This window comes from Streptomyces sp. P9-2 (assembly GCF_051903975.1).
Taxonomy (GTDB): Bacteria; Actinomycetota; Actinomycetes; order Streptomycetales; family Streptomycetaceae; genus Streptomyces; species Streptomyces cellulosae.
Genome location: NZ_CP192633.1, coordinates 3567259 through 3582769, shown reverse-complemented (window position 1 = coordinate 3582769; position 15511 = coordinate 3567259). Strand labels below are relative to the sequence as shown.

The 15511-nt window shown below is 73.8% G+C and carries 16 protein-coding genes; 11 read left to right on the top strand and 5 right to left on the bottom strand.

What is annotated here, in order from left to right:
• Window positions 1–209: 209 nt before the first annotated feature.
• From ACQY0Z_RS16375 to ACQY0Z_RS16325, 11 genes are all read left to right on the top strand, one after another.
• Complete coding sequence (locus ACQY0Z_RS16375; protein ID WP_189899675.1) at window positions 210–1739, top strand: S8 family peptidase; 1530 nt, start codon at window positions 210–212, stop codon at window positions 1737–1739.
• A 61-nt stretch (window positions 1740–1800) separates the two neighbouring features.
• Window positions 1801–3327: a S8 family peptidase gene (locus ACQY0Z_RS16370; RefSeq protein WP_347225520.1), complete on the top strand. Its 1527-nt coding sequence runs from the start codon at window positions 1801–1803 to the stop codon at window positions 3325–3327.
• Window positions 3328–3406: 79 nt separating this feature from the next.
• Window positions 3407–4771, top strand: coding sequence for a CoA transferase (locus ACQY0Z_RS16365; protein WP_347225521.1), 1365 nt, complete (start codon window positions 3407–3409; stop codon window positions 4769–4771).
• Window positions 4772–4923: 152 nt separating this feature from the next.
• Window positions 4924–5856 carry a CopD family protein gene (locus ACQY0Z_RS16360; protein ID WP_430541742.1) on the top strand — a complete coding sequence of 311 codons (933 nt, stop codon included), beginning with the start codon at window positions 4924–4926 and terminating at the stop codon, window positions 5854–5856.
• Window positions 5857–5966: 110 nt separating this feature from the next.
• Window positions 5967–6950 (top strand): DEDDh family exonuclease, encoded by a 984-nt coding sequence (locus ACQY0Z_RS16355; RefSeq protein ID WP_189899670.1) that lies wholly within the window; start codon window positions 5967–5969, stop codon window positions 6948–6950.
• Window positions 6951–7036: 86 nt separating this feature from the next.
• Window positions 7037–7849 (top strand): SURF1 family cytochrome oxidase biogenesis protein, encoded by an 813-nt coding sequence (locus ACQY0Z_RS16350; protein WP_189899668.1) that lies wholly within the window; start codon window positions 7037–7039, stop codon window positions 7847–7849.
• Between the two features lie 167 nt (window positions 7850–8016).
• Window positions 8017–9573 carry a sodium:solute symporter family protein gene (locus tag ACQY0Z_RS16345; RefSeq protein WP_189899666.1) on the top strand — a complete coding sequence of 519 codons (1557 nt, stop codon included), beginning with the start codon at window positions 8017–8019 and terminating at the stop codon, window positions 9571–9573.
• The gene (locus tag ACQY0Z_RS16340; protein WP_381731076.1) at window positions 9570–10181 is read left to right on the top strand and encodes a sigma-70 family RNA polymerase sigma factor; all 612 of its coding nucleotides are present in this window, start codon (window positions 9570–9572) and stop codon (window positions 10179–10181) included. The genes ACQY0Z_RS16345 and ACQY0Z_RS16340 overlap by 4 nt, the downstream gene beginning before the upstream one ends.
• Window positions 10178–10543 carry a hypothetical protein gene (locus ACQY0Z_RS16335; protein ID WP_254588308.1) on the top strand — a complete coding sequence of 122 codons (366 nt, stop codon included), beginning with the start codon at window positions 10178–10180 and terminating at the stop codon, window positions 10541–10543. Before ACQY0Z_RS16340 ends, ACQY0Z_RS16335 begins: the two co-directional genes overlap by 4 nt.
• Window positions 10544–10576: 33 nt before the next feature.
• A complete protein-coding gene (locus ACQY0Z_RS16330) occupies window positions 10577–12358 on the top strand; it encodes a glycoside hydrolase family 15 protein (protein WP_347225523.1) in 1782 nt (593 codons plus the stop codon).
• A gap of 4 nt (window positions 12359–12362) precedes the next feature.
• Window positions 12363–13121: an SDR family oxidoreductase gene (locus ACQY0Z_RS16325; RefSeq protein WP_254588306.1), complete on the top strand. Its 759-nt coding sequence runs from the start codon at window positions 12363–12365 to the stop codon at window positions 13119–13121.
• Window positions 13122–13138: 17 nt separating this feature from the next.
• On the opposite strand, the gene amaP is transcribed toward ACQY0Z_RS16325, so the two are convergent.
• Genes amaP through ACQY0Z_RS16300 form a run of 5 tightly spaced genes read right to left on the bottom strand, consistent with a single transcriptional unit; the run spans window position 13139 to window position 15431 of the window.
• Window positions 13139–13723: an alkaline shock response membrane anchor protein AmaP gene (gene amaP / locus ACQY0Z_RS16320; protein ID WP_439812457.1), complete on the bottom strand. Its 585-nt coding sequence runs from the start codon at window positions 13721–13723 to the stop codon at window positions 13139–13141.
• Window positions 13720–14346 carry a DUF6286 domain-containing protein gene (locus ACQY0Z_RS16315; protein WP_189899659.1) on the bottom strand — a complete coding sequence of 209 codons (627 nt, stop codon included), beginning with the start codon at window positions 14344–14346 and terminating at the stop codon, window positions 13720–13722. The genes amaP and ACQY0Z_RS16315 overlap by 4 nt, the downstream gene beginning before the upstream one ends.
• Complete coding sequence (locus tag ACQY0Z_RS16310; protein WP_189899658.1) at window positions 14343–14729, bottom strand: Asp23/Gls24 family envelope stress response protein; 387 nt, start codon at window positions 14727–14729, stop codon at window positions 14343–14345. Before ACQY0Z_RS16310 ends, ACQY0Z_RS16315 begins: the two co-directional genes overlap by 4 nt.
• Window positions 14726–14911, bottom strand: coding sequence for a hypothetical protein (locus tag ACQY0Z_RS16305; protein ID WP_026243403.1), 186 nt, complete (start codon window positions 14909–14911; stop codon window positions 14726–14728). Before ACQY0Z_RS16305 ends, ACQY0Z_RS16310 begins: the two co-directional genes overlap by 4 nt.
• A gap of 25 nt (window positions 14912–14936) precedes the next feature.
• Window positions 14937–15431: an Asp23/Gls24 family envelope stress response protein gene (locus tag ACQY0Z_RS16300; RefSeq protein WP_189899657.1), complete on the bottom strand. Its 495-nt coding sequence runs from the start codon at window positions 15429–15431 to the stop codon at window positions 14937–14939.
• Between the last annotated feature and the right edge of the window lie 80 nt (window positions 15432–15511).

The window sequence follows — 15511 nt, the reverse complement described above, 5'->3', positions numbered from 1 at the left end:
CTTCCTGCCCAAGGGCACGGCGCCACGCGAGGACCGGTTCAACTCGGTTCGGTTCTTTTCCGTGGACGTTTTCCGAAGACGTTGCACCCAAATCATTGCTGGCCAGCGGACGGGCGGGATAGCTTCACCCTGCCCCACCCGTCATGTACCTGCCCGGGCAGCCACCCCTGTCTCGGGCCGGTTTCGTTTCCGGATGATGTGGAGACCCCATGGCTCATCTGCGTTCCAGACGCCGGCTGGCCCTCGCCGTTCCGGTCGTGCTGTCGCTGACCGCCTCGCTCGGCTTCCTGCCCGCGGCGGCCTCGGCCGCCCCGGCCACGGCCACGGCGGAGCAGGCGGCGGACGCGCCCGTCCTGTCGTACGTCGTCAACACCAAGGCGGACCACCGCACGGTCGCCAGGGTGAAGAAGGCGGTCGCGGCGGCGGACGGCGAGGTCGTCATCGCGTACGAGAAGATCGGCGTCATCGTCGTGCGTTCCGCGAACGCCGACTTCGCGAAGACCCTCCGTACGGTGCCCGGCGTGCAGTCGGCCGGCGCCACCCGCACCGCCCCGCTGTCCCCGGCCGGGACGACGGACGCCGGCTCCGCCGAGTACCTGACGGCCGCCGACGCCGCGAAGCTGACGGCCGCCTCGGCGAAGACGCCGGACAGCGAGCCGCTCGAGGCCGACCAGTGGGACCTGCGCGTCATCGGCGCCGACAAGGCGGCGAAGATCAACCCGGGCAGCAGGAACGTCACGGTCGCCGTCATCGACACCGGCGTCGACGACACCCACCCGGACCTCGCCCCGAACTTCTCGGCGGCCCAGTCCGCCAACTGCTTCGGCGGCGCCCCGGACACCTCCCCGGGCGCCTGGCGGCCGTACACCGCGGACGACTACCACGGCACGCACGTCGCCGGTGAGATCGCCGCCGCCCGCAACGGCGTCGGCGTGGCCGGTGTCGCGCCCGGCGTGAAGGTCTCGGCGATCAACGTCACCGACCCCGCCAACGGGCTGTTCTACGCGGAGGCCGTCGTCTGCGCGTTCGTGTTCGCCGCCGACCACGGCGTGGAGATCACGAACAACAGCTACTACGTCGACCCGTGGATGTACAACTGCATGGACGACCCCGACCAGCGGGCCATCGTCGACGCGGTCAACCGCGCCCAGCTGTACGCCCAGCGCAAGGGCACCCTGCACTTCGCCTCGGCGGGCAACTCCAACCACGACCTGGCCTCGGACGCGATCGACGACGCGTCCAGCCCCAACGACACCACCCCGGTGCCGCGCACCATCGACCCGAGCGAGTGCTTCGACCTGCCGACGCAGCTCCCGGGCGTCGTCACGATCAGCGCGACGGGCTCCGAGAACCGTAAGTCGTACTACTCCTCGTACGGCAACCGCGTCGTCGACGTGGCCGCGCCGGGCGGCGACAGCCGCTACCAGCTGCCGGACACCCCGTCGAAGAACGGCCGCATCCTGTCCACGATGCCGAACGGCCAGTACGCGTGGCTGCAGGGCACCTCGATGGCCTCGCCGCACGCGGCCGGCGTCGCGGCGCTGCTGAAGTCCAAGCACCCGTGGCTGCCCCCGGCGGCCCTGCAGGCGCTGCTCAAGGCGCAGGCGAACAACCCGGGCTGCCCCGCGTCGTACGACCAGGACGGTGACGGCACGCAGGACGCGACATGCGAGGGCGGCCGGCAGGTCAACGGCTTCTATGGTCACGGCATCGTCGACGCGCTCCGCGCCGTCAAGTGAACCTGGGACCCGCACACCCGCCGTACCGTCCGCACGTCAAAGTGAACGAACTGGAGACTTCATGACAGCGTCTCACCCGCGCCACCGCCGGGCGCTGGTCGTCCCGGCCGGCATGGCCCTGGCGACCGCGCTCGCGTTCCTGCCGAACACGGCCGCCACGGCCGCCCCGGCCCATCAGGGGGCGGCCTCCGCGGACGCGGCCTCGCTGAGCTACGTGGTCAACGTGCGGGGCGGGCACGGCGCGCCGGCGCATGTGAAGAAGGCGATCGCCAAGGCCGGCGGGACGATCGTGACGTCGTACGACGAGATCGGCGTGATCGTCGTCCACGCGGCGAACGCCGACTTCGCGAAGACGATCCGCCAGGTGCCGGGGGTGCAGTCCGCCGGCGCCACCCGCAACGCGCCGCTGCCGTCGGCGGCCACCACCGACCTGGGCTCCCCCAAGGTGCTCAGCGCCGCCGAGGTCGCCGAGGCGACTGAGGAGGCCGCGGACGGCCAGGACCCGCTGCAGAACCTGCAGTGGGACCTGCCCGCCATCAAGGCGGACAAGGCGCACGAGAAGTCGCTGGGCTCCTCGAAGGTGACCGTCGCCGTCATCGACACGGGCGTCGACGACACGCACCCCGACATCGCGCCCAACTTCGACCGGGCCGCGTCGGTGAACTGTGTGGCGGGCAAGCCCGACACCAGCGAGGGCGCCTGGCGTCCGGGCGCGGCCGAGAGCCCGCACGGCACGCACGTCGCCGGTGAGATCGCCGCCGCGAAGAACGGCGTCGGCATGACCGGTGTCGCCCCCGGGGTGAAGGTCTCCGGCATCAAGGTGTCCAACCCGGACGGCTACTTCTACGCCGAGGCCGTGGTGTGCGGCTTCATGTGGGCGGCCGAGCACGGGGTCGACGTCACCAACAACAGCTATTACACCGACCCCTGGTACTTCAACTGCACGGACGACCCGGACCAGAAGGCGCTCGTCGAGGCCGTCTCCCGGGCCACGCGGTACGCGGAGCGCAAGGGCGCGGTGAACGTCGCGGCGGCGGGCAACGAGAACTACGACCTCGCGTCCGACGAGATCACCGACCCGTCCTCGCCCAACGACGGCACCCCGTCGGACCGGGTGATCGACCCCTCGGAGTGCCTCGACATCCCCACGCAGCTCCCGGGCGTGGTGACGGTCGCGTCGACCGGCGCGAAGGGCCTGAAGTCGTCGTTCTCCAACTACGGCCTGGGGATCGTCGACATCGCCGCCCCCGGCGGTGACTCGACGGCCCTGCAGACGCCCGAGCCGCCCGCCACCAGCGGTCTGATCCTCGGCACCCTGCCGGGTGGCCGCTGGGGCTACATGGCCGGTACGTCGATGGCGTCCCCGCACGTCGCGGGCGTCGCCGCGCTGATCAAGTCGCGGCACCCGTACGCGCCGCCGGCGCTGGTGAAGGCTCTGCTGTACGCGCAGGCCGACGCCACCGCCTGCACCAAGCCGTACGACATCGACAACGACGGCAAGGCCGACGCGGTGTGCGAGGGCCCGAAGAACCTCAACGGCTTCTACGGCTGGGGCATGGCCGACGCGCTGGACGCGGTGACGCGGTAGTCGTCGTCGCTTCGTAGGGCGTTTCAGGGAGGGGCCGGGCGGATGCGCCCGGCCCCTCCCGGTGTTGCAGAGTAGGGCCATGACTCGTCTCGCGTCCTTCTGGTCCGGTCTGGGCGGCGATCCCGCCCTGGTGTCGCGGGTGTCCGCCGTCGAGCGGTCCGGTGTGCTGCCCTCGCGGCTGCCGGTACGGGAGTTCGCGGGGGCGTGCGTCGGCGTGTGCGCGCTGGCCGCCGCCGAGCTCGCGGCCCGGCGCACGGGCGGCGGTGAGGTTCCCGCGGTGCGGGTGGACGACGGGGCGGTAGCCACGGCGTTCGTGAGTGAACGTCACCTGCGCGTCGACGGGCGGGCCGCGGAGAGCTTCGCCCCGCTGTCGCGGTTCTGGCGCACGGCGGACGGGTGGGTGCGCACCCACGCCAACTATCCGCACCATCGCGCGCGCCTGCTCTCCGCGCTGGGCGCGCCGGAGGATCCGGACGCGGTGGCCGCGGTGCTCGCGGGCAGGTCCGCTCAGGAGGTGGAGGAGACGGTCACCGCGGCGGGCGGGCTGGCCGTCGCCCTGCGGACGCCCGGGGAGTGGGCGGCGCACGGGCAGGCGGCGGCGGTGGCACGGCTGCCGCTGGTGGAGCGGGTACGGCTGGACTCCGCGCCCGCGCGGGAGTTCGCGCCGGTGGGTGTCGGCGATCCGCTGCTGCCGGCGGCGGGGCTGCGGGTGCTGGACCTCACCCGGGTCATCGCCGGGCCGGTCGCCACGCGCACGCTCGCGCTGCTGGGCGCGGACGTGCTGCGGCTCGACCCGCCCGGGATGCCCGAACTGCCCGACCAGCACACCGACACGGGTTTCGGGAAGCGCTCGGCGCTGCTGGAGCTGGCCTCCGGGCGGGAGGTGTTCGAGAAGTTGCTGGCGTCGGCCGACGTGGTCGTCACCGGGTACCGGCCCGGCTCGCTGGACCGCTTCGGGCTGAGCGCGGAGGCGCCGGCCGAGCGGCGGCCGGGGGTGGTCGTGGCCCAGCTGTCGGCGTGGGGCGCGACCGGGCCGTGGGCGGGACGCCGTGGCTTCGACAGCCTGGTCCAGGTGGCGACGGGCGTCGCCCGCATCGAGGGCGAGAAGGACCGCCCCGGTGCGCTGCCGGCCCAGGCGCTGGACCACGGCACGGGGTATCTGCTCGCGGCGGGGGTGCTGCGGGCCTTGTCGGACCAGGCGGACGAGGGCGGCAGCCGGTTGGTGCGGGTGGCGCTGGCGCGGACGGCGGCGGAACTTCTGGCGGGCGGTGCGGGTGACGCCGTACCCGGCGGCGAGGTGTCTGCCACACCGTGGCTCGCGGAACGGGACAGCCCCCTGGGACGGCTGCGGTACGCGCTGCCCCCGGTGGAGTTCGAGGGCGGGCCGCGTGACTGGGCGCGGGGGCCGGGGGTGTGGGGAGCGGATGCGGCGCGGTGGCTGTGAGTGGCACGCCTCCCCCGACGGAGAGACAAAGTCCGCATGTCTCCCGCCACTTGCCCCGCTCTGTGTGATCTTGTGAAGATCCTGGGGTGACTCTCACGAAATCCAGGTCCCGGTCCCGGGCGTCCGAGGCCTCCGGTGGCCGGTGGCGGTCCGTGGCCGTGCTCGTCCTGGTGGTGCTCGGCGCGCTGATCCCCCTGTTCGGGCCGTCGCCCGCGCTGCACGGCACCGGGGAGGCGGAGGCGCCCGGGACCGGGGGCATCGCCCTGCTGCGTACCGTGCTGTTCGCCGCGCTCGCCGTGCCCCTGGGCGAACTGTTCGCCGTACGGCTGGCGCGTACGCTTCCCGGCGCGCCGCCCGCCCTGCCCCGGAGTTGGTCGACCGTCGCCGACTCCGTCGGTTTCGTGGCCGCCCTGGGACTCGCGTCCGTGGTGGCGACCGGCAACCTCGTGCCGAGCAGCCCCGCCGACATCGACGTGGGCGGGCTCTACGAGACGCGGGACGGCAAGCTCGCCCTGCTGGAGGTCAACGGCTTCCTCGCGGCAGCCCTGTGCTCCGCGTCCCGCCGTCCCGTCACGCAGGCCTTGCCGCTGGCGGCGGTCGTCGTCGCCGAGGCGCTGCGCGCGCATCCGACGACCGAGTACAGCCCGCTCGTCGGGTCGGGGCTGACGCTGGTGCATCTGACGTGCGCTTCGCTGTGGGCGGGCGGCCTGCCGCACGTCCTGCGCACCCTGCGGTTGTGGGGGCACGTGGAGGCGGGCGCGGCGCTGCTGGGCCGCTACGCGCGCGTGGCGCTCGTCCTGCTCGCCGCCATCACCGCGACGGGGGTGTGCAGTTCACTGCGCCGGATGCCGCCAGGGACCATCCTGGAGCAGCTGACGGACACCGCGTACGGGCGCGTGCTGCTCGCCAAGCTGGTCCTGATGGCCGGCGTGTCCGCTCTGGCCCTGTGGGCGCGGGTGCGGCTGTCGCGCGCGGCCGACCCGCTGACCGCGCGTTCACCCGCGCGGGCGGAGGTGTGCGTACTCGCCCTGGTGGTCGCGGTGTCGGGATTGCTGACCGCGCTGCCGGTGCCGATCCGCTGGTGACCGCCCCGCGCGCCGTCGTACGCGCCGTCACGCGCGCGTCGTGAACGGACGCGCCGCACGGGGCACCTGACGGACAGGCCTGTCGGTAGCGGGCCGTATCCTCATGAACCATGCTCGAAGATCTCACCGCCGCAGCCGCCTCCCCCACCGCGTGGCCGGCCGCGTATCCGCAGGGATACGCGGTCGTCGACGTGGAGACGACGGGGCTGGCCCGGGACGACCGCATCATCTCCGCGGCCGTCTACCGGCTGGACGCGCGCGGCGAGGTCGAGGACCACTGGTACACGGTGGTCAACCCGGAGCGCGACCCGGGCCCGGTGTGGATACACGGGCTGACGAGCGACGTGCTCGAGGGCGCGCCCCTCTTCCAGGACATCGCGGCGGAGTTCGCGGCGCGTCTGGAGGGCCGCGTCCTGGTGGCGCACAACGCGGTGTTCGACTGGCAGATGATCGCCCGCGAGTACGCCCGCGCGCGCAGCGAGGCCCCGGTGAGACAACGGCTGTGCACCATCGCCCTGTCGAAGGAGCTGAGGCTGCCGCTGCCCAACCACAAGCTGGAGTCGCTCGCGGCGCACTTCGGCGTGGTGCAGCGCCGGGCACACCACGCGCTGGACGACGCGCGCGTGCTGGCGGAGGCGTTCCGGCCGAGCCTGCGGGCCGCGGCGGCGGGCGGCGTACGGCTGCCGCTGCACGAGTGCCGGCCGCTCACCGAGTGGTCGGACCGTCCCCGTATCGGGCAGCAGGCGTCCTACGGCGGGCGGGCGCCCTCCAGTTGGCGCCCCTCCCGCAAAAGACCCGCATGCCCCTATCCCAACCCGGGACGGTATGAACCGGGCAAGCGTCTCAAGCAGGGCATGCGGGTGGCGTTCTCCGGGGACACGTCCACCGAGCGCGACCTCCTGGAGGACCGGGCGACCGAGGCGGGGCTGCACGTGGCGACGAGCCTGTCGCGGCTCACGAGCCTCCTGGTGACCAACGACCCGGACTCGGGCACGTCGAAGACGGTCAAGGCCCGCCAGTTCGGCACGCCGGTGGTCGACGAGGCCGCCTTCGGCCAGCTCCTCGCGGACGTCGAGCCCGCCTCGGAGACCTGACCGGCCCGCCGCCCGCGGGAAGGCGCGCGGGGCGTGGGGCCGTACCCGGCTCGGATCGTCGCGCGCCCGGGTTGTACCTTCATGGGGTGTACCGCTTCCTGCTGTCCCGGCAATGGGTGACCCTCACACTGGTCGCCCTGCTTCTCGTCCCCACGATGATCGCGCTGGGCATCTGGCAGATGAACCGCTCCGAGGAGCGCTCCGCGCGCAACCAGCTGGTGACCGACGCGCTGGCCGCCGACCCGGTGCCGGTGGAGCGGCTCGCGGCCCCGGGCCACGCGGTGACCCGGGCCGAGCGGTACCGCACGGTGACCGCCACGGGCCGGTTCGACACGGACGCCGAGGTCGTGGTGCGCCGCCGCGTCAACGCCGACGAGGAGATCGGCTTCCACGTCCTGACGCCGTTCGTCCTCGACGACGGCAAGGTGCTGCTGGTCAACCGCGGCTGGATCCCCGCCGACGGCCCCAGCCAGACCGCCTTCCCGAAGGTGCCCGCGCCGCCGGCCGGGGAGACCACGATCACCGGCCGGCTGATGCCGGACGAGACGACCGAGGCCAGCGGCATCAAGGACCTCGAGGGCCTGCCCGACCGGCAGATCATGCTGATCGACAGCGAGCGGGAGGCGGAGCGGCTGGACGCCGACGTGCTCGGCGGCTACGTGGCGCAGACCGGGCCCGAGCCGAAGGGCGGCCTCCCTCAGCAGCTGGGTGACCCCGGCAAGGAGAACGCGGCGCTGAACTACGCGTACGCGGTCCAGTGGTGGCTGTTCGCCGCGGCCGTCCCGGTCGGCTGGGTCGTGCTGGCCCGCCGTGAGGCGCGCGAGCGGACCGCGAAGACGGGCCAGGACACCGACTCCGGGGCGTCCGACACCGCCCCCGCCGAGTCCGCGGCCGTCTGACCGCGCTCCCCCGCTTCTCCCCGTTCGCCGGGTTCTGTGCGAGAGTGGCGCACCGTCGGGCGTGTCACCGATGGGTTCCGGACACGGAACCGGCCGGTTTCCGTCATCCGGACGGGCCGTCCGCGCAACTCTCTCCCGAGGGCACAGCACACCAAGGACGGTGATCCATGGCCGGCGCAGCCATGACCACGACGTTCCTCGCCGTGATCGGCGGGGCGTCGCTGCTCGCCGTCACCGCACGCCGGCTGCGCCCCGGCGACCGGCTGCCCTCGCTGGAGGGCTGGGCGCTGGCCGACCGGAGCCTCGGCGCCGGCTGGACCTGGCTGCTGCTCGGCGGGACGGTCTACACCGCGTACACCTTCACCGCCGTGCCGGGCCTCGCGTACGGCAACGGCGCGTCCGCGTTCTTCGCGGTGCCGTACACGGTGATCGTGTGCCCGCTGGCGTTCGTGCTGCTCAGCCGGCTCTGGGAAGTGGCCCGGCGGCACGGCTACGTCACGGCCGCCGACTTCGTGCGCGGCCGCTACGGCTCGGCCCCGCTGGCCCTGGTGGTCGCGCTGACCGGCATCCTCGCGACGATGCCGTACCTGGCGCTCCAGCTGCTCGGCATCCGCGCGGTGCTCACGGCGGGCGGTCTCTACCCGCCGGGCGTCGTCGGGGACCTGGCGATGACGGCGGTGTTCGCCGGGCTGGCGGTGGCCACCTACCGGCACGGGCTGCGGGCGCCCACGGTGATCGCCGCGCTGAAGGCGGTGGCGGTGTTCGTGTCGCTCACCGCGGTCTGCTGGCTGGTCCTGGACCGGTCCGGCGGTCCCGGCGCGGTCTTCGACGGGGCCGCCCACGCCCTCGGCGGCACCGACCCCGCCCACTCGCCGCTGGTGCTCACGCCCGAACAGCGGCCCGCGTACGCGACGCTCGCGCTCGGGTCCGCGCTGGCGCTGCTGATGTACCCGCACGTGCTGACCGCCGGGTTCGCCGCCGACGGGACGCGCACCCTGCGCAAGGTGTCGGCGGGGCTGCCCGCCTGGACGGCGCTGCTCGCGCTGTTCGGCTTCCTCGGGATCGCGGCCCTCGCCGCCGGGGTGCGGGCTCCCGAGGGCGGCGCGGAGGCGGCGGTGCCGATGCTGGTCGACCGGCTGATGCCGGGCCCGCTCGCGGGGCTGGTGTTCGGCTCGATCGTGGTCGGCGCGCTGGTCCCGGCGGCCGTGATGTCCATCGCCGCGGCCACCAGCTTCGTGCGCAACGTGTACGTCGAGTACGTCCACCCGACGGCCACGCCGAAGCGGCAGGTGCGGGTCGCCAAGGCGGTGTCGCTGACCGCGAAGCTCGGCGCGGTGGCGTTCGTGTTCGGGCTGCGCGACCAGGACGCGATCAACCTCCAGCTCCTCGGCGGGGTGTGGATCCTCCAGGTCTTCCCGGCCGTCGCCGTCGGCCTGTACACGCGGTGGCTGCACCCGCGGGCGCTGCTCGCCGGCTGGGCCGTGGGCATGGCCGCCGGGACCTACCTGGTGGTGCGGGAGGGCTTCTCCTCGACCGTGCCGCTCGTCGCCGGCTCGCCCGAGATCTACGCCGGGGTCGCCGCGCTGGTGCTGAACCTGGCCGTCGCGGTGGCCGCCACGCCCGTCCTCGCCCGGCTCGGCGTCCCGCGCGGACCCGACTCCACCGACCTGCCGTCCCGCCCGCGCGCCGGGCGACGTCCTCCGACGGGAGCGAACAACGCGTGATACGCAGACACCGTCCCCCGGTCACCCTGCCCCCGGCCCCGGCCGCCCCGCCGCCCGAGCCGCCGGACCCGCCCGCCCCGCTCGCCGCACCGGTCTCGGACCCCGCCGACCTGGAGCGTGAGGCCGGTGTGGCCCGCCTCTTCGAGCTGCACTACTCCTCGATGCTGCGGCTCGCCGTGCTGCTCGGCGCGGACGACCCGGAGAACGTGGTCGCCGAGGCGTACTACCAGATCTACCGCCGGTGGCGGCGGCTGAAGGACGTCGCCGCGGCCGAGGCCTATCTGCGCTCCACGGTCTGCAACCTGACCCGGATGCGGATACGCCACCTCCAGGTCGCCCGCCGGCACGAGGAGCAGCCGGCCCCTCCGCCCGAGGCGACCGTGACGTCCGCCGAGAACACCGCGCTGCTGCGGGACGACCAGCGGGTGCTGATCGACGCACTGCAACAGCTCCCGGCCCGGCAGCGCGAGGCGCTGGTACTGCGCCACTGGCTCGGGCTGAAGGAGGCCGAGATCGCCGCCGCGATGGGCATCTCCCGCGGCTCCGTCAAGACGCACACCTCCCGCGGCATCGCCGCGCTGACCCAGGCCATGGAGACCCGGCGATGAAGCATCAGGATGCGACCCCGTCGCGTGACGCCGGCCAGGACCGCACCGGCCACGAACCGCCCGAGCCGACCCGGCCGCCGGACGCGGAGCACACCGAACGGCAGCTCGCCGACGCCCTGCACGCCCTGGCCGGAGGGGTGCTGCCCGACCCGGACGCCTACCGCACCGCGCGCGGCGAGTGGCTGCGCCGGGAGCGCCGCCGCCGGCTGGTGCTCACCGTGCTGGTCGCCGTCGTGTTCGCGCTGGCCACGCTGATCGGGCTGTGGGTGCTCAACCAGGCGCCCGTCGAACCCGGTGTGATCTTCTCCGGCGACGGCGCCGCCGCAGCCGACGGACCGTCACTCCCCCGGCCTCCGGGCTGATTGCGGCCCCCGGCCGCAGGGAACCCGCACCCCGTGCTGCGAATCGAGGACTACGCGCTCATCGGCGACGAGCAGACCGCTGCCCTGGTGGGCGCCGACGGCTCGATCGACTGGCTCTGCCTGCCCCGCTTCGACTCGGCGGCCTGCTTCGCCCGGCTGCTCGGCGACGAGAGCAACGGCCACTGGCGCATCGCCCCGCCGGGCCAGGAGCGGTGCGCGCGCCGCGCCTACCGCGAGGACTCGCTGGTCCTGGACACCGTGTGGGAGACACCCGACGGCGCCGTGCAGGTCACCGACCTGATGCCACAGCGGCACACGGCGCCCGACCTGGTGCGGATCGTGCAGGGCCTCAGCGGTGAGGTGACCGTGCGCAGCACGCTCAAGCTGCGGTTCGACTACGGCTCCATCGTGCCGTGGGTGCGCAGGGCCGACGGTCACCGGGTCGCGGTGGCCGGGCCCGACTCGGTGTGGCTGCGCAGCGAGCCGGAGGTGCACACCTGGGGCGAGGACTTCGGCACCCACGCGGAGTTCACGGTGAAGGAGGGCGAGCGGGTCGCCTTCGTGCTCACCTGGCACCCCTCGCACGAGCCGCGCCCGGCGCTGATCGACCCGTACGCCTCGCTGCGGCACAGCGTGAAGGACTGGCAGGCGTGGGCGTCCCGCTGCCGCTACCGGGGGCCGCACCGGGACATGGTGATGCGGTCCCTGATCACGCTGAAGGCGCTCACCTACCGCCCCACCGGCGGGATCGTCGCCGCCGCCACCACCTCCCTGCCGGAGGAGCCGGGCGGCGTACGGAACTGGGACTACCGCTTCTGCTGGCTGCGCGACTCCACGCTCACCCTGAGCGCGTTGCTCGCCGCCGGGTACATGGAGGAGGCCGAGGCCTGGCGCAACTGGCTGCTCCGCGCGGTCGCCGGCGACCCGGCGGACCTGCAGATCATGTACGGGCTCGCGGGCGAGCGGAGGCTGCCGGAGTTCGAGATCCCCTGGCTGTCCGGCTTCGGCGGCGCCACCCCGGTGCGGATCGGCAACGACGCCGTGAAACAGCTCCAGCTCGACGTGTACGGGGAGGTCGTGGACTCCCTCGCACTGGCCCGGCGCGCGGGGCTGTCCGCGCAGCCGGACGTGTGGGCGCTGCAGTCGGTGCTGCTGGACTTCCTGCGCACGGCGTGGCGGCAGCCGGACGAGGGCCTGTGGGAGGTGCGCGGCGGGCGGCGCCATTTCGTGCACTCCAAGGTGATGGTGTGGGTGGCCGCCGACCGTCTGGTGCGCGCGCTGGAGAAGTTCCCGGACCTGGACGGCGACCTCGACGGCTGGCGCGAACTGCGCGACGAGGTGCACCGGGAGGTGTGCGAGAAGGGCTACGACCCCGAGCGCAACACGTTCACGCAGTCCTACGGTTCGCGGGAGCTGGACGCGGCGCTGCTGCTGATCCCCCGCACCGGCTTCCTGCCGCCGGACGACCCCCGGGTGCTCGGCACCATCGACGCGATCCGGGCGGAGCTGGGCCAGGACGGTCTCGTACGCCGCTACACCCCGGACGCCGCCGAACTGGACGGACTGCCCGGGCAGGAGGGCGCGTTCCTGGCGTGCGCGTTCTGGCTCGTGGACGCCCTGCACATGACGGGCCGCACCGAGGAGGCCCGCGAACTCTTCGAACGGCTGCTGGGCCTGGCGAACGACGTGGGGCTCCTCGCCGAGGAGTACGACACGGTGAACGGCCGGCTGCTGGGCAACTTCCCTCAGGCGTTCAGCCACATCGGCCTGGTGAACAGCGCCCTCGCCCTGTTTGGCGACGAGGAGGCAGGATAGGGCCATGGATCTTGGACTGAAGGACCGGGTGTACGTCGTCACCGGGGCCACCCGCGGGCTGGGCCACGCCTCCGCGCGGGCGCTCGTCGCCGAGGGCGCGAAGGTGGTCGTCACGGGGCGGAAGGAGGACGCGGTCGCCGAGGCCGTGTCCGCGCTGGGGCCGGACGCGGCGGCCGGGGTGGCCGTCGACAACGCCGACCCCGGGGCCGCCGAGCGGCTGATCGCGGCCGCGCGCGAGCGGTTCGGCCGCTTCGACGGCGTCCTCGTCAGCGTGGGCGGACCCCCGCCGGGGTTCGTCGCCGACACCACGGACGAGCAGTGGCAGGCGGCGTTCGAGTCGGTGTTCCTCGGCGCGGTACGGCTGGCCCGCGCGGCCGCCGCGGAGCTGGGCGAGGGGGGTGTCATCGGCTTCGTGCTGTCCGGCTCGGTGCACGAGCCGATCCCCGGCCTGACCATCTCCAACGGACTGCGCCCGGGCCTGGCCGGCTTCGCCAAGTCCCTCGCCGACGAACTGGGCCCCCGCGGCATCCGCGTGGTGGGCCTGCTGCCCGGACGCATCGACACCGACCGCGTGCGCGAGCTGGACTCCCTCTCCGCCGACCCGGAAGCCACCCGCCAGGCGGCCGAGTCCCGCATCCCCCTGCGCCGCTACGGCACCCCCGAGGAGTTCGGCCGCACGGCGGCGTTCCTCCTCTCCCCGGCGGCGTCGTACGTCACGGGCGTGATGCTGCCGGTGGACGGGGGCTCTCGGCACGGGTTCTGAATCCGGCTGATGTGACGTCAGGTGACGCGTTCCGGGCGGTGTTTCACCGCCCGGAGGCGCACCTCCGACGGAAGCTCCGGGAGGCCCGCCGAGGTGCGGGCGTGGGTCAACGGGCCCGCGGTGAAGGTGTCCAGGGCCGTGCCCGGGTTTACGTGGGGTTCCAGGAGGAGGACGACCCGGGTGTGCGGGGTGCCGCGGCGGCCGGTGAGCAGGACGCGGGCCTCGGCGACGCCGTCCTGACGATTCGCCTCCCCGGCGAGCGCGTGCTCCAGGGAGCGGCCCCGCAGCGTCGCGATCTCGCCGTCGCCGGTGTCGACCACGACCTCCGACATGCGCCGCCGCCGGAGCACGGAGACCAGCCACCACAGGCAGAGCAGCACCAGCACGGCGAGCGCGGCGATCACTGCCGGCCACCACCAGCCCTCGTCCCGCCACCGGGTCCGCTCGGAGTCGTCGAGCAGCACGTCGTTCCGTCCGTCGTGCAGCCACCAGGAGGGCGCGGGCGCGCCCAGGCCGATCGCCAGCACCGAGCCGCCCAGCGCGAACAGCACCAGCCCGGCCAGGGCGAGCAGCACACGGTTGACGGTCGTGTTCACGGTCACCGCCCCTTCCGGCCGGGCCGCCGCACACGCAGCGTCAGCGGGGACGGCCGCGCCAGGCCCAGCCCCCGGATCGCCCCTTCCAGCACGGCGGTCAGGTCCTTCCGTACGTCGTCCAGGTCGCGGAAGTGCGACACCGCCCGCACGTCCGTCCTCCTCCGCTTCACGGCCACCCGCACCGACTGCACACCGGCCACCTCCAGCGCCCGGTCCCGCAGCACCATGGCGGCCGCGTCCCGGTGGAGGCCGGCGCGGACGTCGGGGTGGGTGCGGTGCATCGTCAGCACGGACCGCAGTCCCGGGGTGAGGGCCAGCACCAGCAGCCACAGGCCGAGCGCGGCGGCGACGGCGGCACCGGTCAGCACCCACACGTCGTCCAACTGCCGTTCGGCGAGCTGCCGGGCGAGCTCGTGCCTCCAGCTCATCCCCGGCCGGTGGGCGCGTACCGCCGCGATGTCGTAGAGGAACCAGCCCGCGATCACCAGGACCGCCAGCGCCACCAGGCCCGCCGGCACGCGGCGGGCCGACCAGAAGCGCCGGCGTCCGCCGCTCGCGCCGCCCATGGTCGCACCGCTCTCCGCGGCCGGTGCCGTCGGACCGGCCGTCGTGTCCGGCGTCCCGCTCATGCCGGCCTCCCGACGGGCGTGTCGGGGTGGGCGGCCAGATGCAGCCGCTCCACCTGGACGACGACCTCCGGGACGGACATCCCCGCGAGGTCGCGCACCCGGTCGACGATCCGCCGCCGCACGCGCGCGCAGCGGCCGCCGACGTCGCCGGGATAGTCGAGTTCCACGTGCACCCGCACGCGGGCGTGGCCGTGCCGGACGACGACGCTCGCGTGCGGCGGCTCCGCGTCCCTCGGCAGCGTGCCGAGGGCCTCACGCGCCGCCTGGGACGCGATCTTCGCGACCACCCGGTCGGCGATCGTGGTCTCCCCGCGCTCCGCCGGAGGGACGACGGTCCGCGGGTCTCCGCCGAGCTCCACGGCCCCCGCGCCCACCCCCGTCACCGCCGCCGTTCGTCACGGGGACGGAAGAAGTCGCCGAGGTCCAGGTCGCCCTCGAGCAGCCGGCCGACCACGAAACCCACCGCGCCCAGGGCCGCCACCAGCAGGAAAGCCCCGAATCCGCCGAAATATCCGGCGAAGCCCAACGCCATGCCGGCGATCATGCCGACGACGGCCATCCTCATGCGTCGCTCCTCCGCTCAGCGTGTCTCACTGCAGCCGGGTCTCGGGCTCGTCCTCCTCCTCGTCGGGCAGTTTCACGTCGCTCACCGCGATGTTGACCTCGACGACCTCGAGTCCGGTCATCCGCTCGACGGCCGCGATGACGTTCTCCCGTACGTCCTTGGCGACGTCGGCGATGGACACGCCGTAGTCGACGACGATCTCCAGGTCCAGCGCGGTCTGCACCTCGCCGACCTCGGCCTTCACCCCGCGCGTCGCCGACTTCGACCCGCCGGGCACGCGCTCGCGCATCGCGCCGAAGGTGCGGGAGATGCCGCTGCCCATGGCGTGCACGCCCAGGACGTCCCGGGCGGCCAGATGGGCGATCTTCTCGACCACGCCGTCGGCGATGGTCGTACGGCCACGGGCCGCGGGGTCGCCGCCGCCACGCCGCGTGGACTGCCCCCGGCGCGTGCCGGAGTCGCCGAGCGTCTTGTCGCTGTCAGGAGCCCGTACCGAGCCGCCTTCGGTCATGTCGGTCATCGCCATACATCCCTTCGGTCGTCCTCCTTCGACCACATTATGCGCGGTTGCCCCGATCCGCTCCGGCAATACGGCAGGCT